24 protein-coding genes and 1 pseudogene are annotated in these 23,662 nt (G+C 69.9%); 7 read left to right on the plus strand and 18 right to left on the minus strand.

What is annotated here, in order from left to right; genetic code table 11:
* Positions 1-156 precede the first annotated feature (156 nt).
* Positions 157-225, plus strand: a pseudogene (locus HBH26_RS21315) (zinc ribbon domain-containing protein); the annotation flags it as partial.
* Positions 222-362 (plus strand): zinc ribbon domain-containing protein, encoded by a 141-nt coding sequence (locus tag HBH26_RS21320; RefSeq protein ID WP_420824995.1) that lies wholly within the window; start codon positions 222-224, stop codon positions 360-362. The pseudogene HBH26_RS21315 and the gene HBH26_RS21320, both read left to right, overlap by 4 nt.
* Positions 363-563: 201 nt before the next feature.
* On the opposite strand, the gene HBH26_RS20825 is transcribed toward HBH26_RS21320, so the two are convergent.
* From HBH26_RS20825 to HBH26_RS15845, 3 genes are all read right to left on the minus strand, one after another.
* A complete protein-coding gene (locus HBH26_RS20825) occupies positions 564-1,127 on the minus strand; it encodes a hypothetical protein (protein WP_168135612.1) in 564 nt (187 codons plus the stop codon).
* Positions 1,128-1,144: 17 nt separating this feature from the next.
* Positions 1,145-3,472, minus strand: a complete 2,328-nt coding sequence (locus tag HBH26_RS15840) for a hypothetical protein (protein ID WP_168135613.1) — start codon at positions 3,470-3,472, stop codon at positions 1,145-1,147.
* Between the two features lie 138 nt (positions 3,473-3,610).
* The gene (locus HBH26_RS15845) at positions 3,611-4,906 is read right to left on the minus strand and encodes a hypothetical protein (RefSeq protein ID WP_168135614.1); all 1,296 of its coding nucleotides are present in this window, start codon (positions 4,904-4,906) and stop codon (positions 3,611-3,613) included.
* 433 nt (positions 4,907-5,339) lie between these two features.
* Here HBH26_RS15845 and HBH26_RS15850 point away from each other — a divergent pair, with 433 nt between their 5' ends.
* Together HBH26_RS15850 and HBH26_RS15855 are read left to right on the plus strand one after the other, a co-directional pair.
* The gene (locus HBH26_RS15850; RefSeq protein ID WP_168135615.1) at positions 5,340-5,939 is read left to right on the plus strand and encodes a hypothetical protein; all 600 of its coding nucleotides are present in this window, start codon (positions 5,340-5,342) and stop codon (positions 5,937-5,939) included.
* A 91-nt stretch (positions 5,940-6,030) separates the two neighbouring features.
* Positions 6,031-6,681, plus strand: a complete 651-nt coding sequence (locus HBH26_RS15855) for a hypothetical protein (protein ID WP_168135616.1) — start codon at positions 6,031-6,033, stop codon at positions 6,679-6,681.
* A 21-nt stretch (positions 6,682-6,702) separates the two neighbouring features.
* Here the strand turns inward: HBH26_RS15855 and HBH26_RS15860 are convergent, their stop codons facing one another.
* The 9 genes from HBH26_RS15860 to HBH26_RS15895 form a co-directional block, all read right to left on the minus strand.
* A complete protein-coding gene (locus HBH26_RS15860; RefSeq protein WP_168135617.1) occupies positions 6,703-7,449 on the minus strand; it encodes a 3'-5' exonuclease family protein in 747 nt (248 codons plus the stop codon).
* Positions 7,446-7,862, minus strand: coding sequence for a hypothetical protein (locus HBH26_RS15865; RefSeq protein WP_168135618.1), 417 nt, complete (start codon positions 7,860-7,862; stop codon positions 7,446-7,448). The genes HBH26_RS15860 and HBH26_RS15865 overlap by 4 nt, the downstream gene beginning before the upstream one ends.
* Before the next feature lie 205 nt (positions 7,863-8,067).
* On the minus strand, positions 8,068-8,778 hold the full coding sequence (locus HBH26_RS15870; protein WP_168135619.1) for a hypothetical protein: 711 nt from the start codon (positions 8,776-8,778) through the stop codon (positions 8,068-8,070).
* Positions 8,775-9,128 (minus strand): antitoxin Xre/MbcA/ParS toxin-binding domain-containing protein, encoded by a 354-nt coding sequence (locus tag HBH26_RS21240; RefSeq protein ID WP_168135620.1) that lies wholly within the window; start codon positions 9,126-9,128, stop codon positions 8,775-8,777. The genes HBH26_RS15870 and HBH26_RS21240 overlap by 4 nt, the downstream gene beginning before the upstream one ends.
* Positions 9,119-9,457, minus strand: a complete 339-nt coding sequence (locus HBH26_RS15880; RefSeq protein ID WP_168135621.1) for a hypothetical protein — start codon at positions 9,455-9,457, stop codon at positions 9,119-9,121. Before HBH26_RS15880 ends, HBH26_RS21240 begins: the two co-directional genes overlap by 10 nt.
* A gap of 945 nt (positions 9,458-10,402) precedes the next feature.
* Positions 10,403-10,894: a nucleoside deaminase gene (locus HBH26_RS15885; protein WP_168135622.1), complete on the minus strand. Its 492-nt coding sequence runs from the start codon at positions 10,892-10,894 to the stop codon at positions 10,403-10,405.
* A 94-nt stretch (positions 10,895-10,988) separates the two neighbouring features.
* Entirely contained in the window at positions 10,989-11,654 is a 666-nt protein-coding gene (locus HBH26_RS15890) for an MBL fold metallo-hydrolase (RefSeq protein ID WP_338057432.1), read from the minus strand.
* Entirely contained in the window at positions 11,651-11,980 is a 330-nt protein-coding gene (locus HBH26_RS20835; protein WP_239024869.1) for an MBL fold metallo-hydrolase, read from the minus strand. The genes HBH26_RS15890 and HBH26_RS20835 overlap by 4 nt, the downstream gene beginning before the upstream one ends.
* 74 nt (positions 11,981-12,054) lie before the next feature.
* A complete protein-coding gene (locus HBH26_RS15895) occupies positions 12,055-12,369 on the minus strand; it encodes a hypothetical protein (protein ID WP_168135623.1) in 315 nt (104 codons plus the stop codon).
* 94 nt (positions 12,370-12,463) lie between these two features.
* Between HBH26_RS15895 and HBH26_RS15900 the strand changes: the two genes are divergently transcribed.
* Positions 12,464-12,784, plus strand: coding sequence for a hypothetical protein (locus tag HBH26_RS15900; RefSeq protein WP_168135569.1), 321 nt, complete (start codon positions 12,464-12,466; stop codon positions 12,782-12,784).
* Between the two features lie 21 nt (positions 12,785-12,805).
* Here the strand turns inward: HBH26_RS15900 and HBH26_RS15905 are convergent, their stop codons facing one another.
* The 3 genes from HBH26_RS15905 to HBH26_RS15915 all read right to left on the minus strand — a co-directional run bounded on the left by HBH26_RS15905 (position 12,806) and on the right by HBH26_RS15915 (position 16,027).
* Entirely contained in the window at positions 12,806-13,192 is a 387-nt protein-coding gene (locus HBH26_RS15905; protein WP_168135624.1) for a VOC family protein, read from the minus strand.
* 97 nt (positions 13,193-13,289) lie between these two features.
* Positions 13,290-15,080 (minus strand): sensor domain-containing diguanylate cyclase, encoded by a 1,791-nt coding sequence (locus HBH26_RS15910; protein WP_168135625.1) that lies wholly within the window; start codon positions 15,078-15,080, stop codon positions 13,290-13,292.
* 218 nt (positions 15,081-15,298) lie between these two features.
* Positions 15,299-16,027, minus strand: a complete 729-nt coding sequence (locus tag HBH26_RS15915) for an IclR family transcriptional regulator domain-containing protein (RefSeq protein WP_168135626.1) — start codon at positions 16,025-16,027, stop codon at positions 15,299-15,301.
* 216 nt (positions 16,028-16,243) lie between these two features.
* Here HBH26_RS15915 and HBH26_RS15920 point away from each other — a divergent pair, with 216 nt between their 5' ends.
* Positions 16,244-16,930, plus strand: a complete 687-nt coding sequence (locus HBH26_RS15920) for a phosphoribosyltransferase (RefSeq protein ID WP_168135627.1) — start codon at positions 16,244-16,246, stop codon at positions 16,928-16,930.
* 326 nt (positions 16,931-17,256) lie between these two features.
* On the opposite strand, the gene HBH26_RS15925 is transcribed toward HBH26_RS15920, so the two are convergent.
* From HBH26_RS15925 to HBH26_RS15935, 3 genes are all read right to left on the minus strand, one after another.
* The gene (locus tag HBH26_RS15925) at positions 17,257-18,042 is read right to left on the minus strand and encodes an enoyl-CoA hydratase/isomerase family protein (RefSeq protein WP_209308616.1); all 786 of its coding nucleotides are present in this window, start codon (positions 18,040-18,042) and stop codon (positions 17,257-17,259) included.
* Positions 18,011-19,198, minus strand: a complete 1,188-nt coding sequence (locus tag HBH26_RS15930) for a CaiB/BaiF CoA transferase family protein (RefSeq protein WP_168135628.1) — start codon at positions 19,196-19,198, stop codon at positions 18,011-18,013. The genes HBH26_RS15925 and HBH26_RS15930 overlap by 32 nt, the downstream gene beginning before the upstream one ends.
* A gap of 119 nt (positions 19,199-19,317) precedes the next feature.
* Positions 19,318-21,759, minus strand: coding sequence for a TonB-dependent receptor (locus tag HBH26_RS15935; protein ID WP_168135629.1), 2,442 nt, complete (start codon positions 21,757-21,759; stop codon positions 19,318-19,320).
* Positions 21,760-22,103: 344 nt separating this feature from the next.
* Between HBH26_RS15935 and HBH26_RS15940 the strand changes: the two genes are divergently transcribed.
* A complete protein-coding gene (locus tag HBH26_RS15940) occupies positions 22,104-23,642 on the plus strand; it encodes an acetolactate synthase large subunit (RefSeq protein ID WP_168135630.1) in 1,539 nt (512 codons plus the stop codon).
* The last annotated feature ends 20 nt before the right edge of the window (positions 23,643-23,662 follow it).

Here is a 23,662-nt window from a genome sequence, read left to right on the forward strand (position 1 = left end):
CCGCCATGCTGGACCGCACTTTTCACGACCGTTCCGAAAGGCATAGGCATGTCCCCCTGAGCTGCGCCGAACCTTCGATGCAAGACGTAAACAATTCGACAGCGGCTCGGGCAGTGAAGTTCAGCCTGACACGACGGCTTCCAGACCTACAAGGCGGAGAGATCCGGGGGTCGGCTCGTGAAGGTCGATCCGAGACACACGTCGCAGAACTGTTCGAACTGCTGCGTCCGGGTGCCCAACCGCTCGCTGAGCGGACGCACGCGTGCCCCGCCTGCGGCCTCGTCATCGACCGCGACTGGAACGCGGCCAGAAACATCCTGGCCAGAGGTCTCGCCCTTCAACAGGCGAACGCGGGGGTCTGATTCCGCGGGGAGCGCAACGTGGCCCGCCAGAAGCGAGCGTGCTCCCGGGATCCTCGTGGCCAGGATCCACCTAGGCTCCCGAGACAACGGCATGGGCAGCCACACGGCTGATGAACCCGATATGCCGGAAGACCACCTGATCGGCAGGCCCGCACGAGAACCACGACCATCGTCGGCGCAGCGCCACTTGCCCCGACAGACCTACCCCTGCTCCGGCATGCCGGCGTCAGGGCCAAGCGATGCCGCCATCGCAGCGAGCCGCGCCAGCTTCTCGGTCAGCGGATCCGAGGCGGACGAACGGTCGCGGAGCATCCTGATCGCCTCGAGCCTGCCGCGTTCCGCGCGCTCGTACTTCTCCTTGTACTCCGCGGCGATCTCGCGGGTCTGGAGCCGCGACAGCTTCAACCAGCTTCGCGGAATGGCGAACTTCGAGCGCCGCGCCGACCTGCGCGGCTGGACGGTGGTCGAGAACGCGTCCACCACGCAGCGACACATCTCGTTCTCGAGCACGGTCTTGCCCGAGACCCGGATGACGTGCTCGACCTTCCCCTCGAGCAGTTCCGTCATGCGCTCCACGGACCGGGAATTCACCTTGAGCGAGTAGTAGGCCAGCACGCCCACGGCGATCCTGACGCTCCGGAACGAGGCCCACGCCTCCCTGCGTTGCGCGGGCGTGGCGGTCAGATCGTGAAGGTGGGGCCGCAGCCGAAAGCGCCTCACGTCGAGACCCGCGGGTCCGGGAGGCGGCTCGACCTCTTCGAGCAAGATCCTCCTTCGGGGCATCAGCGGCGGCCCTTCGGATTGCCGAGGCCGGCGATCGCGTCGCGCGCGTCGATCCACCGCCTGCCGTTGCCGGGCCGCTTGGCACCCTTGCCGCGTGTGACGTACGGACCGATCCGCCGCATGCCGGTGCCCATCGCGGTCCCGATGTTCTCGAGCGTGTCGCCCTCGTCGAACCGCTTCGTCGCCGACCCGGCGCGCGCATCATGAGGCTTGATGCGCCGTCGGAAGGGGAACGACAGCGTGTATTGGACCTGGGAGATGTCCTGAAGACGCCCCGCGACCTGGAACACGTAGCGGTCGGGCCCGCAGTCACTAGGCAGGGGCGAGGAGCAGGCGTTGGGCACGATCCTGAGCCTCCGAGGGTGTTCCGGATCTCCGCCGTCGAGTTCGATGGTCAGCGCGACGAGCTCCTGGAAGGCCTTCATCGTCAGCCCGTCGAGCGGGAAGGCCCGCAGCTTGTCCCTGCGCGGCAGCATCCGCAGCTTGTGCGGGAGCTTCGGCACGGCGAGGAAGGCGGGCATGTCGTTCAGCGTGACCCACCCCCGCACGGGGTCGTGGATGATCTGCCGGGCGGTGGTGATCCTGACATGGGCGAGGCAGATGGTGCGAAACGCGAGGCGTCCCATCGCGACGCCACGATACAACGCCGCGGCCGGGATGATGACCTCGTCCGTATGGACGAGGGACAACGCCATCAGGCGGCGATGCTCCGACGAGTCGCCGGTGAGCACATTTGGCGCCGCAAGGTGCGGGGGCGGCAGCCCCGTCGCCGCCAGGTACGCGCGCCGCTCCGCCAGGAGTTCATCGGAGAGGTATCGCGGGCGGAGAGTCGCGCCGACGAGATAGGGCTCCAGGAACGCGAGCGACGGGTTCGCGGCGATGGCTGAACGCAGTTCGCATCGGCCGATCACCAGCACCCTCTCGTGATGAAGGACGTCGGAGCCGCGTCTTGTTCCGGTCAATGCCGAGGCCAGGAAGTCGTCTTCACTGCGCCACAGCTCCTTCGGAATGGCCTGCTCCACCCGTTCCAGCTGCGTTCGTACGCGTACTGACCGGACGTCGAGGAGGAACTCCTGGCCGACGTCGGCCGGCACCTTCCGGACGGGCAGCGGTATGGAGATTCGGATCTCGTCGAGGTCCTCGTGGCTGGCGACGGCGTGCGTATCTCTGGCGGCTCGGTAGATGGTGCCGCAATCCTCCGCGACGCCCTCCATCTCGGCGAGCATGCTGTCGAAATTGTCGGCGATGTAGTCGGCGCTGACGCGACGCCTGGCGGTCGCGCCGTCCCGCAGACGGTCGTGGTGCCGCTCCAGCATCTTCATGAAGCCGCGATCGCGCGGCACCTCCGGCATGTTCTCCTCCAGCCACTCCCTGAGCTGGACCGGCGTGGACCTTTCCTCCGCCCAGAGACGCGCCCGCCTCTCAGAGGCGACCCACTCGTAGACGTCGTAGATCCGGCACCACGGCGGCACGAGCCTGAGGATGCGACCGCTCAGATAAGCCTTGATCCGGCGGCGGATTTCGCGATGGTCTCCCATCTTTGCGCCCGCCAGCACGATCGCCATCCTGCAGTGCGCCAGCGAAATCTCGTTCTCCTTGACGAGAAAGGCGTTCGCCAGCGCGTCGCAACAGCTGGCGATCGCGAAGCTGCGGTAGCCCGTCTCGATGGAGAGGAGACGAGCGGCATACTCCGGCGTGGGTGCCGGAAGGTGCAGTCCGACCTGCCGCTCGAGGCAGGTGCCCACGAGTTCCGGGACGTCGGGGGCCAACCCCGAGATCAGCGCCTTCCGCACATCTCCCTCGATCGGCGGGAGCCGGCGGGTCCGCGCCACGCCGCTGCGGAGCTGGGCCACGGACCGACCCACCCTGAACGCTTCGGGCCGCGAGCAGAGCATCACGGCATTGATCTCGCTCTCGTGGGTGTCCCCCTCGAAGGCGTCGGGCAGGCGGGCGTAGGCTTCGATGATCTCCTCGGGGATCGGCTCAAGGCGATGCAGCCGCTTGAGGTTCTTGCACGCCCAGCGCAGCTCGCGACCGTCGGCGAACTCCGACGCGGAGCACAGGAGGCGGTCGACGATCTCGTCGGCGGTCTCCTCCGGATGGTTGAGGAAGACCGTCCAGGCGAGGTGACCGCCGCCTCCGCTCACCTCTCCAGCCAGGAAGCCGTCCAGAATGGCGGACTGGACGCCGAGCACCGCCTTGCCGCAGCGGCGCGCGAAGGCGAAGGCCCGCTCCCGGCACGGAGCGTCGGACGGGGTGGGGTTCCACCATCCGGGCGCCCTGGTCGGGGGCACGGTGAGGCTGCACGCGCGCACGGCCCGGCTCATCAGATCGGCCGGAATCACGAGGACCGGCCCCTGAGAGCACCGACGGATGTCATCGGCGCTCGGCCCAGATGCGGACCGTCGACATCGTCGGAAGCGCAGCCGTCGCTCATCGGACGGAGATCGCGGCACATCCGCACCTCACCAGCCCTCGAAGGCGGACTGCAGCGCCGGCGCGGTGCGGAAGGAGGAGGTGGGGCGCGCGACCTCGCCGCGGCCGGCCTGGAAGTCGCTCGTCCACTTCGCCCGACGAGCCGCGAAGTGGCGAGCGCCGTAGATCTTGAGCATCTCCTCCTTGCCCGCCCAGCCCATGTAGGTGGCCAGGTCGTCCCGGAGCCGGTCCTTGATGAACTCGGGCACGTCCATGTCCTCGATCTCGTCGAGCGCGCGGATGACCTGGTCGTGGCGACCCAGGTGCATCCACGCGTCGCGCTCGCCGCACTTGATGCCGGCGAGCCGCACCACCTTCCTGAATTCGACGCGTGCCGCCGGCACGAGGAGCGGCCGGCCATAGTGGTTGAAGAAGAGGGGGGCGTTCAACGCCTCCTCGTCCCCCGCGAAGCAGGCGGCCTCGTACTCCTCCACGCCCCACCCGCGCGGGTCCATGGAGCGGCGCACCACGTCGACGTAGGAATAGAAGCGGTCCGCCCCCGCCACGGTGAAGGACGCCAGCTTCGTCAGCTCCGTGTCGCCGGTCGGCTTGTTCCTGATCTTCAGGAGGCGGCCGAACCGGGTCTCCCCGAGTTCCTTGGCGCCCATGAAGAGGCTGCGGAAGGTGCCCTCGATCACCTCGCCGCCGCGGCTGATCAGATCCTCCTTCGCGCGCCAGGCGTGACGCACGCACGGCGTGGTGCCGTGCCGTTCGAAGGCGGCTTCGATCCTGTCGTGGAGGTGCGGGTCGCCCGAGGTGTTGATGGTGTACTTCGGCACCGTGACGGAGAAGAAGCGGCCGGTGTCGCGCACGTAGCCGCCGCTCGCCGTCCGCCGAGCCTCGGCATTGCTGGGGACGTAACCGGCGCGGACGAAGCAATTGGAGGGCTTGCCCTCGAAGTCGGCGCAGTCGAAGATGCGACGCGCGAGGTTGAGCTTGCGGTCGATGCGCACCGCCTTCGCGCGGTCGTCGCCGAAGGAGATGTCGTAGCCGGCACCGGCCTCGGCCTTGCGCGCCACGCGCGCGCCCTGATCCTTCAGCCGGGTGACCACGAGTTTCGAAGCCGCATCGGGATCGACGAAGCAGACCGGCACGTCCGTGCCGGGAACGGGTATGAAGTAGTCGTTCAGCGCCTCCTCCGCGAGGACGCGGTAGTCCCTCCACGTGCCGACTTCATAGCCCTCCGCCACCTGGATTGTGGCCTCGGTGAGAATCGGGTGGTAACGGTTCGCCCAGCAGACGGCCATGTCGAGGTCGTCCTTGGAGAATGTAGCGATCTCGAACACGTAGCTAGGTCCCTCAAATGATGTAGCCAGCTACGACATTCGCTTGACCGCTGTCAAGGCGTGTGGGATGGCGCGTTCGGCGACTTCGAGGGATTTGAAGGGCGACGGGCGGCTGGTCGGGGTGGCTACCCCTTCGAATTGCGGGGTTTCCGTAACGGAAATCAGTCCAAAATCGCTTTTCGCCTCTGGTGTTAGTCCGCGTAAAAGCGCCCCACGGACGCCCCGGCAGAGGGAAAACCTCCGCATCCGGCGGGGTCGCCACCCCTTCCGAGCGGCCGCAGGCGGTCCCGGGCGACCGCGCGCGCCCGGCCGACGGGGAGGCGCGGCGCCCGCGGCGGCGCGCCCGCCGGGCGAATCGGCGCGGCGGCGGGCGCACGGAGCAACGCCACGGCGACCTTCCCGCCATCGGACCGGCCGTGCTACCGCCTGCGCGATGGCCAGCACCGTGGCGCCCTCCGAGGTCGAACTCGACAACGACGACGCCGTCGCGCTGCTCACCCACGTGTTCTCCAACGGTGCGCGGCGCGCCACGCTGGTCGACGCGCGCATCCGCTACATGCAGCGCGCGGACTTCCCCTCCCATGCGCGGACCGGACGCGGAAGACGCACCACCCACGACCTCCGCGCCATCCTGAAGATCGCCGTCGCCCTGACCCTGATCGACTTCGGCGTGCCCGCCGCGAAGGCCGCGGAGGCGGTGGCGGGCGAGTGGAAGATGATCGGGTTCGCGCTCGCGGACGCCTGGTTCGCCGCACGGGAGAGCGGCACTCCCAAGGCGGAGCGGATGCCGGTCCTGGCGGTGAGCCCCTGGGTGCTCTGCGAAGGCGACGACAAGATCCGCCTCGGCCGGCTCACGCGCAAGATGCTCTCCGACCCGCGGCCGGCCTCGTCCGACGCCATCTACGGCAGGCTCATGATCGACTGCGTCTCGGTGGTCGACGCCATCGCCTCGGGGCTGGCCGACGTCTCGAGGTACCGCGACGACGAGATCGAGGCCGCCTTCTCGGCATTCGCCAGGCATCCGCTCGACTGAGCGAAGAAGAGGATCCTTCCGAGGCTGGAGCCGCGGACGGACGTCAAGGAGGGAAAAGGCCCTCGGCGCGCTCCGTCCCGGAGACCGCACAATGCAGATCGTGATCCACACCTCGGATGCCGAGGCTCTGGCGCAGGCGCTCATCCCGTTGAACGTCAGCCTCGAGGCGCCCCGCCGGCTGCATCCCGACCGCTGGACCACCACGGCCATCGTGGACATCCACGTGCTTCCCGTCGCACCCGGCGGTCCGCCGGCCGGCGTGTACATCGGCGGTGACGAACGGATCCAGGCCGCACTGGTCGACACGCCCGTCGACGACGGAGGAGCTCGCGACGTGCCGCTCGTGGACGTCGGATGCATCAAGGTGGTGGCGGCCGTTCAACCCGTGCCAATCTCGCCAGACCGGGAGGACGAGTACATGTTCGGAATCGTGCTCAAGGAGCTGGCCGCCCCGATCCGCGTCGCCATGGCGCGGAACGGCCATTCCAACGCCCGTATCGCCGGTCACCTCCTTCTGGCCGAAGCCGGCGTCCGATTGGCGGAAGACGGTCGGTGGCTCCATGCGCTGGTTGTGGACGGCCCGCCATCCGCCGACCTGTCCGATCTGCGGGAGGCCTTCCCGGAGGAGCAGTTCTACAAACGGTTCACCGTCGTGAACTCGTCTATCCTCCCCAAGGAGTCGCTCGCCAGGATAGACCAGCTGGCCTGCTGGCTCGACGAGATCGCTCCCGCCGAAGGCTGAGCGGATCCGCCGGGCGCCGCGTCACGCGCGCGCGCCGGCGGCCTCCGCCACGCGAAGGCCCTGCCTCGCCAAAGGCAGTAGGTGGTCGGCGCGGACCGGGCCGGAGAGGAGATGGGCAGCCAGATCACCCCAACACGTCGCCAGCCAAGTCCCATCGCCACGCGCCATGGCCTCGAGGTGGAGATAGACGAGGGCGGTGCGCACGACGTCGACGGCTCCCTTCCTGATGCGGGCGTCGACCGGGCGCGACGAGCTCCTGGCCGGCACGGCTGCCTCTATGCCCAGCGCGGCGCAGAGATCGGTGAGCGCGGGACCCGCCGCCCGGCCCCGGCCGCCGCCGCACCGAAGCAGCGTGTCGACATGGCGGTGCGGATCGGCATCCACCCACTCCCGTACCGCCTGGCACCCGAACATCCAGTTGGCGAGACACCGGCGCAGGCACAGCGGGAGGTCATGGGCGACGCCGTTGTGCGTGACGAGGACCCCACCGGCGCCGAGGCCTCGGAGGGCCGCGTCGATGCGCAACAGCGCCTCCCTTTCGTCGCCTTCCACCAACGATCCGCTGAGTTCGATGCACGAGAGCCCGTCGTCGGCGACAACGAAGGAGAGCATCGCCACCGCGGTGAGCTCCTGCAGGAAGCGGCGATCGATGCCGGCGGCGTCGCCGTTCGGCAGCAGCGCCACCGCCTCGGCGGACACGCCGCACTCGACGTCGAGCACGAGCACGCGCTTCGACTCTCCAGCACCAGCACCTGCCGACGCGCTCATGAGGCCTCCGCGCGAAGGCAGGCGACGAGAGCGGAGAGGTGAGCGGGCGATAGCCCGGCCCACTCCAGCGGCGATCCGCCGTCGAGATGTCCGGACGGCGCCTCGAGCCAGGGCCGCACCGACGCCCAGCCGCCGAGAAGGGCCTCCAGACCGTCGAGCAGCTCCACCGCCAGCCTCGCGCACCGCTCCTGCCGTGGCGACAGGCGCCACCCAGGCCGTCCGGCCCGGACGCGCGACCATTCCCCGAACCCCAGGCCCAGGAGCACCTCCACCTGACCACCGAGGAGGTCGGCATCCTCCACCCGGCGGACGAGCCGCCGGATGACGAGCCCGAACTCCTCCGCGTCCTCCGAGCGCATGCCCCCTGGACCGGATGGCGGCTGCCTGACCGTCCCGTCTCCGAGCCTGCTCACGGCCGACGCCTCCCCGGCACGATGCCCGCTTCCGGACACCACGACGTCCTCGCGCGCGAGGAGCGCGGCCCGAGTGCCGCCGACCAGTCCGTCCGTCGCCGAAGGCTCCACCCGGCGCGAAGCGTCGACGGCGCTTCGCTTCCGGCACACACCCGGCTTGTCGGAAACGACGCGATCCCGCCGCCAGCCTGCGTCGCCACCGTGATCACTCCTCGTCACGAGGGGAGGGGAGGGCGGACTGCGAACGCCGCCGCTCATCGGCGGGCTCGATCCTGACGAGGCCGCAGCGGAACGCCAGGGCCGCCGCGCTCCCCTTGCGCATCTCGACGACCCGATGCACGCGGTAGCCCCGTCCGGCGAGGAGCGGATGGTCGACGACATGGTCGAGCATCCTGCCGACGGCCGCGACGAGTTCGATCTCCGGAACGCCCTCGGGAAGGCGGAGCCGCGCTTCGCCACCGATCACCACCAGCTCGCTCTCGCCGAGCCCATAGGCCCCGGCCAACGCGTCGCCTTCGACCCACGCATCGAAGACGCCCACGCCCTGCGCCGGCGCGCGGATCGCCACGCCGCCGTGGCCGAGTCGGCGCATGAGGGACCGGTTGGCCGCGGTGTCACCGGACGCCAGCGTCCGCAACAGATGGCGGGAGCGCTTCCAGCCGCGCGGCGGCAGCGCCAGGCCGTCGGGCCAGTCGGGCGGCGGGGTCATTACGTCGAGCACCTGCGCGACGGCGAGGCCCTCCGCGTCCAGGATCGCGAGGAGCAGAGGCGAGGCGTACAGCGGGTGACGGCGGAGGACGGAACGGTAGAGCCGCTCCCGCTCCTCCTGCGCACGCGAGACGAACTCCGCGATCTCGTCTTCCACGTCCTCGCGCAGCGGTCGCACGCCGCCGAGAAGTGGCCACACGGCGCTCACGCGCCGATCTCCACGTGCGCGACGATCCAGCGGGTCCAATCCGGCGAGGCCGCCATCGCTTCGAGCGGGGTGCGGCCTCCCATCGTCGGATTCGGTCGGCGCAGCCACGCGCGGGTGCGACCCGCGTCGGCGTGGATCCTCCGCAGGATCGCCGCGAGCGCGACGAGGAGCCGCATCCGCGCCTCGCAGGCCTCGGACCCGTAGGTCTCGACCGAGCACGGCGGGCCTGACGTGAAGCCTCCGAGCAGCGCCGACCGCTCGGCCTCGTCGAGGTCCCAGTCCTCCGCGACGCCGTCCCAGCGCTCGAGCACGTGAAGCAGCGAAGGTGCCTCCCGCGCCGTCACGACCACGCACCCGTCTCCAGCGCGACGCGCACGGCGCGCAGCTCGCCCGTCCCGCCCGACATCGCCTCCAGCGGCGAGAGCCATCCGAACGCAGCGGTGGGCCGGCGCAGACGGTCGCGCAGATCGTCGTCGCCGTCCGCCGCGCACAGGCGGTAGCCGATCTCGACGAGCAGGCGCATGCGCGTCTCGGTCGCTGCCGAGAGGGTGCCCGCCCCCTCGGCGCCGCGCAGCAGCTCCAGCACCTCCCGGCGATCCAGACGCCACTGCGCCCGCAGCGCGTTCCACGCCCGTCGCATCATCCGCAGCTCCGCCGCCGCGGCCTCGCCCTGATCCATGTCCAGTCCTCCATCGGCATTCGGGCGGGACCGTGAGAGCGCGGGTTCGCGGCGGCGGCGGCGCCCCGCGCGTCACCACGCCCCGACCAGGCGATACCGCTCGCCCGAATCCCGCGTCTCACGAACCCCACCCGAAACGTCCTGGCGCAGCAGATAGGTAAACTTTAAAGTATATGCAAGAGGATTGTCGGAAGCTCCCTGCGCCGCCGTCCGCGAGCGGGAAGGGGCGGCGCGAGAGATCGATCGGAAGGAGCGAAGATGAAGCGAAAGAACCCATTCACGCGCCGGGGCGGATCGCCGGCCGCCAAGCGCCGCCCCCGCCCAGGCACGGCGACCCTCTGCTTCGTCCTGGCGATCGCCTCCGCCTACGCGGCCTGCGTGTGTCCGCCGAGTTCCGGGGACGATCTCGACCGACGGGTGCCGCCCGCAACGCAACGCGGACACGGGCTGAGGGGGTGATGCGATGACGGCGCCGTGCCGCTCGCGCGCGGAAGAGCGTCGTGAGGGCGGAAGGAACGTAGGGCGCTCGCATCCCTCCGCGCAGACCGAATCATCCAGGGGGAGAGGCGACGGGTTGCCGATTCGGAACGCGAATCGGCTCATTCGTCCGCACTCCAGAGGCTGCGGAAAGGAGCAAAACGATGGTGGCGGGGCGGACGCGAACACGTCAGGAGGCATGGCGATGAGTCTCGCTGGCCTGCGCGTCGTCATCGCCGGCGCCTCCAGCGGCATCGGCACCGCGACCGCGGTCGCGTTCGCGCGCGATGGCGGGACGTCGGTGCTCGCCGCTCGCGACCAGACCGGTCTGGAGGACATCGCCGCCGGCTGCCGGACTGCCGGCGGAGCGGTGTCGTCGGAGGCGCGCTGGCCCTGGCGCTGGCGCGCGTGGCGACGCTCCTGTCGGCGCGAAAGCGGTCGATCAGCCGATTGCCATACTGAAGGCTTTCAGAGGTTCGCCTGTTCCGCAGGCGGAAGATCGGCCGACGGCGGATAGTAGAGAGACGCGCATTCCTCCCGCAGGCAGCCGCCGTCGATCACGACGTCACCGCGGTAGGCGTCCTCGATGAAGGACAGGGTGTCGACGTGCCGCGCCTCGAAGTACATGCGGTGGACGTCGTTCCGACCGGCGCCGTACACCACGCGTCGGACCTTCGACCAGATCGACGCCATCGTGCACATCCCGCAGGGCTGCAGCGTGGAGTATAGCGTGGCGCCCCGCAGCTCCATCTCTCCCAGTCGCTCGCACGCCCGGCGGATCGCCATCATCTCGGCATGAGCGGTCGCGTCGGGGAGCTCCCCCGTCTGATTGCGCTCGGCCGCGATCTCCCGCCCATCCAGCACGACAATCGCGCCGAGCGGGGAGGTTGACGGGTCCGATCCCCTGGACCGGGCGACCTCGATCGCGCGGCGCATCCAGCGTTCGTCGTCCTCGCTCATCCCCGTGGAACGCGACAGCGCGCGCTTCGGTCCGAACCGCCGACGCGCCCTCCGGTCCCATCGCCTGATCAGAAGACGTGACCGTGCAGGCGCCTCAGCGCGCAGCCGGACCGAAGTCGTACGACGCGCCGGGCTGGGCGGCGACGAACCGGCGCGGCGGCAGGCCGGCCGCGGAGAGGGCGGAGGCGAGCGCCAGCCTCGGCGCGTCGCGGACCTCGTCCGTCAACTGGAAGGTCCCCCAATGGATGCCGAGCGCGTGCCGAGCATCGACGTCGCGCATGATGCGCACGGCTTCGGCGGGGTTGACGTGCTGCGCCGCCATGAACCAGCGCGGCTCGTAGGCTCCGATCGGGATCAGCGCGACGTCCGGCGCCCCCAATCGCCGACGGATGTCGCGGAAGATGGCGCCATCCCCATAGCCGGTATCACCCGCGAACCAGACCGTGCCGGCCGAGGTGGTCAGATGGTGTCCCGACCACAGGGCCATCCGCACGTCGCCGGGCCAGCGGTTGGACCAATGGCGAGCGGGCGTCAGCGTGGTCGAGACGCCCTGGCCGAGCGGCAGGCTCTCCCACCAGTCGCCGACCACGCACCGGGCGCCCGGGACGGCGGCACGCACGATCGCGTCATTGCCGAGCGGCATCGCCATGAGCGGCGCATGGCTGGCGTGCAGTCTCCTCAGCGTCGCCACGTCGAGATGATCGTAGTGGCAGTGGCTGATCAGCACGGCATCGATCCGGGGAAGATCCTCGAACGTCACGCCGGGGCCGTGACCCGCTTCGGTCCGACGAAGGAGAAGGGACTGGCCCGGTCGGACCAGACCGGATCGGTCAGGACGTTGACGCCGGCCGCCTGGATCAGCAGCGAGGAGTGCCCCACCATCGCGATCCGCAGCCCGTCCACCCGACGGTCGGGCCTGCTCGCAACGACCGGAACGGCCTTGGGCCATCGGGCGGCGCCGCCGGCGAGCTTCCAACGCAGCAGGGCGGAGAGACCGCGATCGGTCGACGGATGGCCGGGATTGAAGAAACGCTTGCCGTCGTAGTGATCGGAAGGAGGACCGTCGTAGTGGCGGTTGCGCGGCATGAGGGCTGACTAGCCGCAATGGAGTTCCGGCGCGACCGGCATGACAGGCGGCGCGCAGCCGATGGTCCGACGGTCTATCCGGCGTCGTCGAGGTGCGGGTCCGACGTGGCGCCGGATCGACCCGTTCCACCCATCCGCTCCGCAAGGACGCCGATGTGGTCGCCCCTGAAGTGCGTGATGGAGGCGCCGTCGAGCGTGAGCGCGCGTTCGGGCGTGAGGATCGCCTCGCCGCGATGAGCGGGGTCCAGCGCGAGCCAGGCCCGGACGGCGCCTTCCAGGCTGGTCACCTCCGCGAGTTCCTCCTGACCTCGAGGCACGTTCTCGAGCGCTGCACTCATCCGCCAGTCGATGTCGGGAGACGCCGCGCCTCCCCAAGTGGCTTCGCTCATCCAGACGAGTCCTCACGTTCCGTTCCAGGGACGAGCGCGGGTCGGCCTCCGAAGTTCCCCCGTCGGCCGGATCCGGCCGCCGAACAAGTCCCGCATGCCGCCCCGCTTCGCGGGACGCCTGCGTAACGGACGCATCCGTCCCGGCTCGGCCACGTTGTCCCGGCAGACCATTGACGCGAGCACCATGGAACCGAAGAGACGAATCGTCGCAGTAGCGCTGCTGACCGAACCCGAGCTGCGCTTGCTCGGACAGGGGTTCGACCGCTTCTACCCCGTCGACGAGACGCCGTGCTTCGGCGACCTTCTCCTCGCCATCGACGAGGCGCATTCCCGTCTGACCACGGTCGAACGGGACGCACCCGGCTCAATGACGGTGATCAGTCGACCGGAACCGAAGCGACCTCGCCAGCCGTGACGTCGCCTGCGCGACGGGCGCTCAGACGCCGTCGGCCGCGGCGCCCGTGACGAAGGCGTTGAGCTTGTTTCCGTCGAGATCGCGGAAGTAGGCGGCGTAGAACCCGCCGCCCCGATCACCTGGCGGACCCTCGCAGCTTCCTCCGAGCTCCAGCGCCAGCGCGTGGAGCCGCACGACCTGTTCGCGCGAAGAGGCCTCCAGCGCCACCATGGTCCCATTGCCGACGGTCGCGACGCCACCGTCGAACGGCTCGGTGACTCCCAGGCCGGCCGGTCCGCCCGGCCGGCCCCAGGCGATCGCCTTCGGCCATTCCATCATTCGCGCGATGCCCATCTCGGCCGCCAACGCATCGTAGAACGCCGCCGCACGCGCCAGATCGTTCGTGCCAAGCGTCACATACCCGATCATGCCCGAGTCTCCCTTGCTCCAGAAGCCGCCTTACACAGAACATATGAAGAACACAAGTGGGGCGCTTGGTCGCTTCGCCACACCGGGTCCGGGCAGGTCAGACCTGGGCGGCGAAGGCGAGCCGGTTCCGGCCCTCGGCCTTGGCGCGGTAGAGCGCGGCGTCGGCGGAGGCCATGACCTCGGACGCCGAACCCCTGGGCGGCAGGGGGGCCATGCCGGCGCTGACCGTCACGCGAAGCCTGCTCGCGCCCGCGGCGATCTCCAGATCCGCCAGCCGGGCGCGCACGCGTTCGCAGACTCCGCGGGCGGCATCCAGGTCCGCACCGTCGATCAGGGCGGCGAACTCCTCGCCACCGATTCGGGCGACGAGATCGCGGTCGCGCACGCCGGCGCGGAGCACGTCGGCGAACGCACGCAGCACCTCGTCGCCGACCGCGTGGCCATGCCGGTCGTTCACCGACTTGAACCTGTCGAGATCGAAGAGCGCCAACGTGGCGGGACGCGCATCGCCCGCCGAGAGGCGGTCGGCGAGCGCCTCGTCCAGAGCGCGGCGGTTCGGGAGCCCGGTCAGCGGGTCGGTCATCGCGACCAAGGCCCACCGGCGCTCCGCCTCCTTCCGATGCGAGACGTCCCGGATCACGCAAACGGCCCCGCTCACGCGCCCCTGCGCGTCGAGGGTCGCTCGTGAGTGGGTTTCGAACCAGCCGATCTCGCGGCCGCCGATCACCACCCTGTATTCGAATGTGAACGTCCGCTCGGGGTGGGTGAGCGTCTCGCGGTACGCGGCCTCGACCCTCGCGACATCGTCGGGGTGCAGGACGTCGCCGGCGACCCCGCCGACGACGGCGTCGGGATCCACGCCGAAGACCTGCCGGGCGGAAGCGGAGACGAACCGGATCGATCCATCCAGCTCCAGGGTGAGGATCACGTCGCCTGTACGATCGAGGATGAGGCGGTGCAGCGCGGATCGCTCCTCCAGACGCTGGATCGTCCGCTTGCGCTGCTTCAGCTCGCCCGCGGCGGGCAGCGCCATGAGCACGGCGACGGCAAGATAGAACTGCAGGAATTGCGCCCGCAGACCGTCCCCCCCCTGGACGAGAGCGACCGGCCCGAGGCCGCGCACGGTGAACGCGATCCCGAGCGCGGCTAGGATGAGGAGCGACATCGTCGCGCCGATGCGACCCATCCGGAATACGGCGACCATCATCGGCAGGAACGGGAGGAACAGCAGCGGCAGGCGGGTCTGGGCGAAGACCGCAGCGGTGACGGCGGCGAGGACAAGGAGGATCACCGCCGCCTCGAGCCGAAGCCGGGCCGCCGCACTCCGCACCCAACCGGCGAAATCCCCGCGGAGGACGAGCATGACGAGCGGTGCGAACGCCATCGAACCGAGGGCGTGCCCCGCATACCACGCCTGCCAGTTGGGCCAATACGGCACGCCAACCGCCATAGAAGCGACCGCCGCGCCGGCGAAGGCCGTCGCCCCGGGCGCGACCAGTCCCGCCGCGGCGAGAAAGGCGCCGATCTCGGCAAGCGACTTGAGGTCTCCGCAATCCGGGCAGATGCGCCGCATCGTCCAGGCGGCGAGGGCGCTCTCCAGCACATTGACCAGCGCGAGCGGCCCGGCGGCGGCAGGTCCGAGCCCGTACTTCCACGTGGCCGCGAAGCTCGCCAGCGCACAGGCTGCGACGAGCTCCGGCCAGCGCCGCCGATCCGCGACCACCAACGCGCCGAACAGGAGCGAGCCGGCAGCCCAGATGAACGCCACGCCGCCTTCGAAGCGCGTATGGCGCACGGTCAGGGCGGCAACCGCGAAGTACGCGACCGCAAGCGCGCAGGCGACCAGCGCGCGCGATGCAACCGCCATGCGGAACGGGCCTGCCGACATCGACGGCACGCTAGGCCAACGGAATGAAGAACCCGTTCACGTTCCCCTCGGACGAAGTGTCGAAAGCACGGAGATCCGCGTCGCCGCGCTCGGAAGGGCGATCATGGGACCGTTCGCTCTATCAGCGCCGAGATGGCCACCCGGGTCGTACAGCCCAGCGCGCCTCCATCGTCACCGAAGATCCGGCGGGTCGCGCTCGCCGCCCATCTCGAACGGGGTCAGCCCGCCCGCCGCACCCGCATGCCCGTGCTGATGTCCCGGGCGGCGTCGAGGAGGAGCCCGGCGAAACCGGCGCGCGCTTCGGCGTCCATCCTCTCCGCGGGCGCCGAGACGGAAAGGGCGCCGATCAGCGTACGGCTTCCGGCGAAGATCGGCGCCGCGATCGCGTTTACGCCTTCGAAGAGGCCGCCGAGCGTCTCGGTGTACCCGCGGTCCCGGAACATGGGCAGGAGCCGCCGCAACTCGTCCGCCTTCTCGGGCGTGAGCTCGTAAGGGGACCTGTGCGGATGCGCGAGGTACCGCTCCAGCTCCTCCTCCTTCATCAGGGAGAGCCGGACGCGACCCGAGGCGGTGGGATGGAGCGTCACGGTTCCGCCAAGCGCATTGAACGTCCGCGTCGGGTTCAGCCCGTCGAGGCGCTCCACGAGCACGGTGCTGTCGCGATGGTAGAGGTTGAGGTGCACCGTCTCGCCCGTCGCCCGCCGCAGGCTCTCCATCGCCGGCAGCGCCACCGCCCGCAGCGCGCCCTGCGAATTCACCGCCAGGCTGCCGACGCTGAGCGCCTTGATCGACAGGGCCCAGAGCGGCCGACCCGCCTCGATCGCCTCGATCCATCCCGTCTTCTGGAGCACCTGGAGCGAACGGTGGATCGTCGTCTTCGGCAGGTCCAGCGCACGGGCCAGCTCGCTCACTCCGATGGGCTGGCGATCGGCGATCTCCTCCAGCACGCTGAATGACAGCTCCACATTCCTCATCAGACCACGCCCCGTTCCACTGCGCGGAACAGCTAGCGTCGGGGAGGGCGTATGGGAAGCGGAACGCTGCCGTGATGCCCGGGATGCCGCTTGCAACGATGCGTCGCGCATCGTTAGGCCGTGCGCTCCCGACCTCCCGAGACGGCTCCGATCGAAGTGCGACTGCCATGGCCCGCCCAGTTCCCGTCCGTGATGGTGCACTGCCGTCGCAAAGCCCTCTTCGACGATTGGCGCTACGAGCAGGCCAAGCGGCATGCTGACGCCCGGAGGGCGGTCGAACTGTGCGAGGACCTGTGCAGCGAGAAGGTCATCGGCGAGCTTTACGATCTGGGGTGCGACACCGACCCCCCGGCAATCGTCGTCGCTCCCGCCATGCCTGTCGGCGAAACGCGCAACGCGCTCGGGCGCGGCTTCGCAGCCTGGCTCGCCCGCGAAACCTCCCTCGGCGTGGAGACGCGCATCGTGCAGACGAACGCCGTTAAGCGGGACTTAATCACGAACCCGTATCAACGACTTGCGCACTCGCCGACATTCGAAGGGCCGGTGCAGCAGGGAGGCAGCTACATCCTCGCGGATGACGTATTCACGATGGGTGGAACGCTCGCGGCGTTGCGGGGGTTCATCGAGAGTCGCGGCGGAAACGTGGTTGCGATCACGACCATAGCGGAGAAGGAAGGCCTCCATGTCCCGATTTCACTTGATCCGGAGACCAAGACTGCGCTTTATGCGGTCCATGGCGGAGTTCTTGCATCTCTCGTACCGCAGCGCATCGGCTTCGGGCTCGACTGTCTCACTCAGCCCGAGGGACGGTTCCTGCTCCGAGAGCCGTCCGCTGATGCCATCCGAGCTGGACTCGATCGTGCGAGAGACTGCTGAGGTCGATGCCGCCATCGCCGCCGCGCTCGCCGAAAGGCCTCGTCGCTTCGACTTCTCCGCTCGGCGGGTCGCCGTCGCGGGCTGACGCGATCCGCGGCTAGCGGCAGTCTCAAAGAAATCCTTCTCGCTGGGCTTGTTGCAGCGCCCGGCACCTCGTCGGCAACCCATGCGAGAACCTGCTCCGAACGCGCGGGCCGGCGAGCTACGGGTCGCGGGAACCAGCGACGTGGACGACACCGAACTGCGACGACGCCGCGATCGGGCCGACGCGCCTCGCCACCCGATCACGTGCCGTGCTGCTCGCGCGCTACCGCCGGGCGCTCGGCTCAGCTGCGCGCGAAGACAGGCTGGCGCTTGTTCACGAAGGCGTCCACGGCTTCGAAATGGTCGCGGGTCTTGGTGAGGGTGGCGAGCTCTCCGACCGCCGCCCTCATCGCCTCGGCGCGTTCCATCCCGTAGACGCGGTCGACCTGGCGCTTAGTGGCCTCCACCGACAGCGGCGCGCGCGACGCGATGCGCTCGGCGAGCTTCAGCGCCGCGGGCATCAGTTCGGCGGGCGCATGAAGCTCGGTGATGATGCCGTGGGAGAGGGCCTGCTCCGCCCGGACGGGCAGTCCCGTCAGCAGGATCGCCTTGGCGCGCGAGATCCCGATGAGGCGGGGGAGGCGATAGACCGACGCCATGAGGCCGACGTTGACGCCGGCGGCGATGAAGTTCGCCGACGTCGAACCGATGCGGATGTCGCAGGCGAGAGCCAATTCGAAGCCGCCGCCGACCGCATGACCATTGACGGCCGCGATCACCGGAACCCTGCCCTGCTCGATCAGATCAAGCATCCTTCCGAACTGCTTCAGCCCGTCCACGGCCTGGTCGCCCCGGGTCACCGCCTCGCGAAGGTCGTCGCCCGCGCAGAACGCCTCGCCCGTCCCGGTCAGCACGATCGCGCGGACCGCCTCGTCCCGTTCGGCTTCGTCGAGCACCTTCAGCAGCTCCTCGCGGAGCGCGTAGTTGAACCGGTTCGCAGGTGGGGCGTCGACGCGGACGATCCGCACGCCCTCGGACGGATTGGTGACTTCGATCCTACTGGTCATCATCGTCTCCTCGGCAGGCAATCGCTCCCGAATCCTGGAGCGCCTCAATCTCGGCGTCCTCGTACCCGCACTCGCGAAGCACGGCGGCCGTGTGCTCGCCTACGGCGGCCGGACCCCGCCTCAGCTCGACGGGCGTGCGATCCATCATGATCGGCGTGCGCACGAAGCGACGGCCGCCGACCTCCGCCAGCAGGGAGCGCGCCTCCACCTGCGGATCCGCCAGCGCCTGCGCGATGTCGTTGATCGGCCCGCCGGGGATGCGGAACTCCTCGAGCCGATCCACCCAGAACGCCGTCGCCTCCCGCGACGTCGTCCGCGCGATCAGATCGTGGAGCGCCTCCCGATTGGCGACCCGGCTCGGACCGTCGGCGAACCGAGGATCGTCGACGAGCTCCTGCAACCCGAGCGCGCTGCAGAAGCGCGACCACAGCCGGGGGCTGTTCACGCCCACGACCACATGGCCGTCGGATGTCGGGAACGCCTCATAGGGGGCGGCCAGACGGTGACGCGACCCCGCCCGCGCGGCGACCGTGCCCTCCGTGAGGTACGCCCCCGTCTCCCAGACCGTATACGCGAGCGCGGATTCCAGGAGCGACGTCTCGACCCGCTGACCGAGGCCGCTGCGGTTGCGCTCGTTCAACGCCGCGACGACCGCGAGAGCGCCGAAGACGCCGGCGTTCAGGTCCGAGATCGGGACGCCGCAAGCGACCGGCGTCTCGCCACCGACCTCGCCGGTGAGGCTCATGATTCCGCTCATCGCCTGCGCCACCAGGTCGAAGCCGCCGCGATCGCGATAGGGGCCGGTGGTGCCGAAGCCGGAGATCGAGCAGTAGACCAGGCCGGGGTTACCGGGCGACAGATCGGCGTAGGCGAGACCGAGCCGCTCCAGCGCGCCCGGCCGATAGTTCTCGACGAAGACGTCGGCTCCCGCGGCCAGGCGGCGCACGACGTCCCGACCGCCGGGCTCCGACAGGTCGACGGCGATCGCGCGCTTGTTCCGGTTCACGAAGTCGAACGGCCGGAAACGCCGCTTGGGATCGCCCCGCGTGACCTCGCCAAGGATCGGCTCGACCTTCACCACGTCTGCGCCGAGGTCGGCGAGCAGCATCGAGCACCACGAACCCGCGATGACGTGCGTGCAGTCGACGACGCGAATACCGGAGAGCGAACCCGTCATGACGTCATGTCCCGTTCAGCGGAACGCCCGTCCGTGTTGCGGCGCATCGGTCCTCCTGTCAAGCGCGGGTGGCGATCGGTCGCGGCGAGGCCGCGGGCGGTGGCGGGCGGCGCCATCGCTCAGAACCTGGCACGCAGGGACGCGCCGTAGGTGCGCGGCGAGCCAGGGAAGCAGCGGGCGAGCGTTCCCCCGGTCGCCGGGTTCCTCACGCCGAAGAGCGAGTCGTTCGGCTGGTAGAGGATGTTGGGGCAGTAGCCCTTGTCCGTCAGGTTGTCGCCGAACACGGCGATCTCGAACGTCTCGCCGGGCGGCGTCAGCGCAATGCGTCCGTTGAACAGGGAGAAGGGCCGCTGGATGGTCTGGGGATTGTTGTCGGTGACGCTCCCGACGAACTGCTCGCCGATGTAGGTCATCCCGCCCGTCAGCTTCAGTCCCCAACCCCGCACGTCGGTCTCGTACGTCGCGTTCAGCGCGCCCTGCCATTCCGGCGCGTAGTGCGCACGCCCGCCGGTCAGGTCCTGGATCGTGCGGTCGCCGCCGACGGGGCCGCAGCCCGCGATCGGAGGACTGGCGCCCGAGCAGCCCGGGAAGGCCGACGCGGTCCTGAAGCTGCGGAACTCGGAGTCGAGATACGCGATCGACCCCGAGACGTCGAAGCCCCGCGTCACCGCCACGCGACCCTCGGCCTCGAAACCCTGGTGACGAAGGCTGCCCGCATTGCTGATGACGAAGCTCGTGCCGTCGAAGCTCCGGTCCTGGAAGCTGTCGAGATCGATGCGGTAGAGCGTGGCGTTCAGCGTCACCCGCCTGTCCGCGAAGCGGGTGCGCACGCCGAGTTCGTAGTTGGTCGCCGTCTCGGAGGAGAAGGTGCGCCGCGCCGCGCCGAGCGCCGCCGATCCGCCCCCGGAGTTGAACCCGCCCGCCTTGTAGCCGGTCGAGTAGGAGGCGAAGAGATGGACGTCGTCCGCCGCATCCCAGGCCAGTGCCGCCCGATACGTCGGCCGGTCGTCCTTGAAGCGCAGCGACACGGACTCGGGCGCGCGCAGCGCCGTCGCCACGCGGTTGGCGACGAGCTGGTCGAACCTGCCGGTCTTGTCGTCCCAGGTGTAGCGGGCGCCCAGCTGGAGCGTGACCTCGGGCAGGACGTCGAGATCGGCCTGTCCATAGACCGCCACGCTGTCCCCCGACTGGGAGAAGGAAAGGTCGGTGGCGCCGGCGAGGGGATCGCGCAGGCAGGCCTGCTGGGTCGCGCCGGTCGCGAACGTCGTGCAGAACGTGCGTGAGAGGTTCAGCCTCTCGCCGATCTCCAGATCCTCCTGGAAGTAGTAGAGGCCGCCCACGAAGCTGAGCCGTCCGCCAAGCAGGCTGTCGCTCGGCGAGACGATCTGCAGCTCGTGCGAGCTGCTCTCGCTGTTGAGCATCTGGTTGCGGGAGACGAGCGGGACCGCGACGAAGAGGACCTCGCCGTCGAACTGGCTGTTGCGGTAGTCGCGATACCCGGAGATCAGGCGGACGTCCCAGTCGCCGAGAGAGAGGACGAAGGTGCTGGAGCCGCCATACTGGCGGTCGTCCAGGTCGCCCGCGGTGATCTGGTTGACGCGGAAGTCGGTGGCGTCCCCGAGCTCCGGCAGGTTCCCCGCGCCTCCCAGCCGGGCGGCGAAGCTGGCCAGCTGGGTGCCCGAGATCGTCGCGCCGATCGCCTCGGCCGCTGTCTGGCCGTCACCGGTCACATGCGAGAAGTCGAACTTGCCGGTCCATGAAAGCGTCTCGGTGAGATCCACGCCCAGGCCCAGCCTGCCGGTGGCGGACTCCTGCCCGCCGAAGCGCGAACCGTCGAGTAGGTTGCGCCCGAACCCGTCCGTGCCGGCGAGCTGCAGCGCCGCGCGCAGCCGCAAGCGGTCGGAGAGCGCTGCGTTCGCGACCGCCTCGGTCTTGTAGCGCCCGTAGTTCCCCGCCTCGACATAGGCCGACTGGCTCGTAGCGTCCGCCGGATCGGCCGACCGCAGGATGATGCCGCCGGCCGTGGTGTTGCGGCCGAAGAGGGTGCCCTGAGGGCCGCGCACGACCTCGACGGCGGCGATGTCGAGGAAGGAGGAGTACACCGCCGAGGGCCGAGCCACGTAGACGCCATCGAGGAAGAGGGCCACGCTCTGGTCGATCGCCGTGTTCCCGGGGGCGCCGATGCCCCGGATGTTGAGACGGAGGTTCGAGACCGACGCTCCGCGCTGCGCCGTGAAGTTCGGAACGACGCGCTGCAGATCGCTGACGGTCTCCACGCGCTGTTCGACGAGCTGGTCCTGCCCGAGCGCCACCACCGAGAGCGGCACGTCCTGCACGCTCTGGCTGCGCTTCTGCGCCGTCACGACGATGTCCCCACCCGAGGAGGACGACGGATCGGTTGTCGAGGACTGGGCGGGAGTCGCGGAAGCATCCGCCGAAGGCTCGCCAGCGGTCTGGTAACCGGCGCCGTCGACGTCCGCCTGCGCGCCGACCGGCGCTTCGACGCCGGTGCGGGCTTCCGCAGGTGCGGCCATCGTCAGCGCGGCCACGGCGCCTGACAAGGCAAGACGATAGATCTCCCGCATCACATCCTCCCAAATCGTTCCTTATCACGGAACGTCGTGCCATTTCGCAGCCAGTGCGCGCGTTTGTCAACAAGCGATGCGATCCGGAGAACCAATTTGGGCGAACCGGTTTCGACGGCGATGTGGAAGCGTACGCGCTGAAGACAACCGGCCAGAACTCGACGTTCAAGGAGGTCCCGGCCGCGCGCGTCCGGTCACATCAGGCCGTCGCGACCGCGCGTACGCTCGTCGGCGGGTACTTGGTTCAACCAACACCCGGCTCGTGCTACGGAACGCGTCTCCGTCGTGTGGAACGGAAGACCCGAGAGGACCCTGGAAGAATGAATGGTGCCCGCGCCCTGCTGTCGACTCTCGTCGCCAACGACGTCACCGTGTGCTTCGCCAACCCGGGCACCAGCGAGATGCAGTTCGTCGCCGCGCTCGACGAGGAGCCGAGGATGCGGTCGGTGCTGTGCCTCTTCGAGGGCGTGGCCACGGGAGCGGCCGACGGCTACGGCCGGATGAGCGGCGGACCCGCCTGCACGCTCCTGCACCTCGGCCCGGGCTACGCGAACGGGGCCGCCAACCTCCACAACGCAAGGCGCGCGCACACGCCCATCGTGAACGTGGTCGGGGACCACGCGACGTTCCACCGCCAGTACGACGCCCCCCTCAACTCCGACATCGCCGCGCTCGCGGCGACCAGTTCGACCTGGGTGAAGTCGGCCGACGCACCAGAGGCGGTGGCGCCGCTGGCGGCGGAGGCGGTCGCCGCCAGCCGCGCGGGAGCGGGTGGTCCCGTCAGCCTGATCCTGCCCGCCGACTCCGCCTGGCTGCCGGCACCGGACGAACCGGTGACGACGGCTCCACGACCGCCCGCGCGGGTCGCGGCCGGCCGGGTCGCCTCCATCGCGGACGCGATCCGCTGCGCCTCGAAGCCGGTCCTGCTGCTCGGCGGCCGGGCATGCCTCGGCGAGGCGCTCGCGCACGCAGGCCGCATCGCGGCCGCGGGCGTCGCGGTCCACTCCGACACCTTCGTGCCCAGGCAGCCGCGCGGCGCCGGCCTCTTCGCTCCGCGTAAGCTGCCCTACTTCGGCGAGGCGGCGCTTGCCGAACTCGACGGCGTCGACCTGATGGTGCTCGTCGGCACGACGGCTCCCGTCTCCTTCTTCGCCTATCCGGGGCGTCCCAGCCTGCTGGTGCCCGAGGGCTGCCGCACGGAGAGCCTGGCGACGCGCGAGGAGGATCCCGCGCACGCCCTCGCCGCACTCGCCGACGCGCTCGGCGCACCTCTCGGGGGGCCGCTCGCCGCTCTGGCGCTGCCGGACGCTCCGCAAGGCGCGCTCACCCCTGCGACCGTGGGTCGGTCGATCGCCCGCCACATGCCCGAGGGAAGCGTGATCTGCGACGACGCCGTGACGTCCGGCGCGGCCGTGATGGCGGCGACCGCGAGCGCGAGACCGCACGACGTGCTGGCGCTGACCGGCGGCGCGATCGGCATCGGGCTGCCGCTCGCCATCGGCGCGGCGGTGGCGCGGCCGGAGAGCAAGGTCGTCGCGCTCACCGGCGACGGCGCGGGGATGTACACCGTGCAGGCCCTGTGGACGATGGCCCGGGAGGCGCTGGACGTCGTGGTCGTGGTGTTCGCGAACCACAGCTACGTCATCCTGAACATCGAGATGACGAGGACGGGGGCGGGTCGGGCCGGCCCCGCCGCGTCGCGGCTGCTCGGGCTCGGCGAGCCGAAGCTCGACTGGGTGGCCATATCGCGGGGGCAGGGGGTCCCCGCGGAGCGGTGCACCAGCGCGGAGGAGTTCGACCGCGCCTTCCGGACCGCCATCGCGGAACGCGGTCCCAGGCTCATTGAGGCGGCGATCTGAAGGTCCGACGACGGCGCCGA

It is taken from the genome of Sphingomonas corticis (assembly GCF_012035195.1).
In the GTDB taxonomy this organism is placed as follows: domain Bacteria; phylum Pseudomonadota; class Alphaproteobacteria; order Sphingomonadales; family Sphingomonadaceae; genus Sphingomonas; species Sphingomonas corticis.

What these genes read in the sequence shown, in the direction of transcription:
- HBH26_RS15860 (WP_168135617.1), bottom strand. Translation starts at nt 7,449, where the DNA reads ATGAGCGCGTCGGCAGGTGCTGGTGCTGGAGAGTCGAAGCGCGTGCTC.
- HBH26_RS15930 (WP_168135628.1), bottom strand. Translation starts at nt 19,198, where the DNA reads ATGACGGGTTCGCTCTCCGGTATTCGCGTCGTCGACTGCACGCACGTC.
- HBH26_RS15880 (WP_168135621.1), bottom strand. Translation starts at nt 9,457, where the DNA reads ATGGATCAGGGCGAGGCCGCGGCGGCGGAGCTGCGGATGATGCGACGG.
- HBH26_RS15885 (WP_168135622.1), bottom strand. Translation starts at nt 10,894, where the DNA reads ATGAGCGAGGACGACGAACGCTGGATGCGCCGCGCGATCGAGGTCGCC.
- HBH26_RS15895 (WP_168135623.1), bottom strand. Translation starts at nt 12,369, where the DNA reads ATGAGCGAAGCCACTTGGGGAGGCGCGGCGTCTCCCGACATCGACTGG.
- HBH26_RS15840 (WP_168135613.1), bottom strand. Translation starts at nt 3,472, where the DNA reads ATGAGCCGGGCCGTGCGCGCGTGCAGCCTCACCGTGCCCCCGACCAGG.
- HBH26_RS15850 (WP_168135615.1), top strand. Translation starts at nt 5,340, where the DNA reads ATGGCCAGCACCGTGGCGCCCTCCGAGGTCGAACTCGACAACGACGAC.
- HBH26_RS15900 (WP_168135569.1), top strand. Translation starts at nt 12,464, where the DNA reads ATGCCGCCCCGCTTCGCGGGACGCCTGCGTAACGGACGCATCCGTCCC.
- HBH26_RS15855 (WP_168135616.1), top strand. Translation starts at nt 6,031, where the DNA reads ATGCAGATCGTGATCCACACCTCGGATGCCGAGGCTCTGGCGCAGGCG.
- HBH26_RS20835 (WP_239024869.1), bottom strand. Translation starts at nt 11,980, where the DNA reads ATGCCGCGCAACCGCCACTACGACGGTCCTCCTTCCGATCACTACGAC.
- HBH26_RS15910 (WP_168135625.1), bottom strand. Translation starts at nt 15,080, where the DNA reads ATGTCGGCAGGCCCGTTCCGCATGGCGGTTGCATCGCGCGCGCTGGTC.
- HBH26_RS15905 (WP_168135624.1), bottom strand. Translation starts at nt 13,192, where the DNA reads ATGATCGGGTATGTGACGCTTGGCACGAACGATCTGGCGCGTGCGGCG.
- HBH26_RS15940 (WP_168135630.1), top strand. Translation starts at nt 22,104, where the DNA reads ATGAATGGTGCCCGCGCCCTGCTGTCGACTCTCGTCGCCAACGACGTC.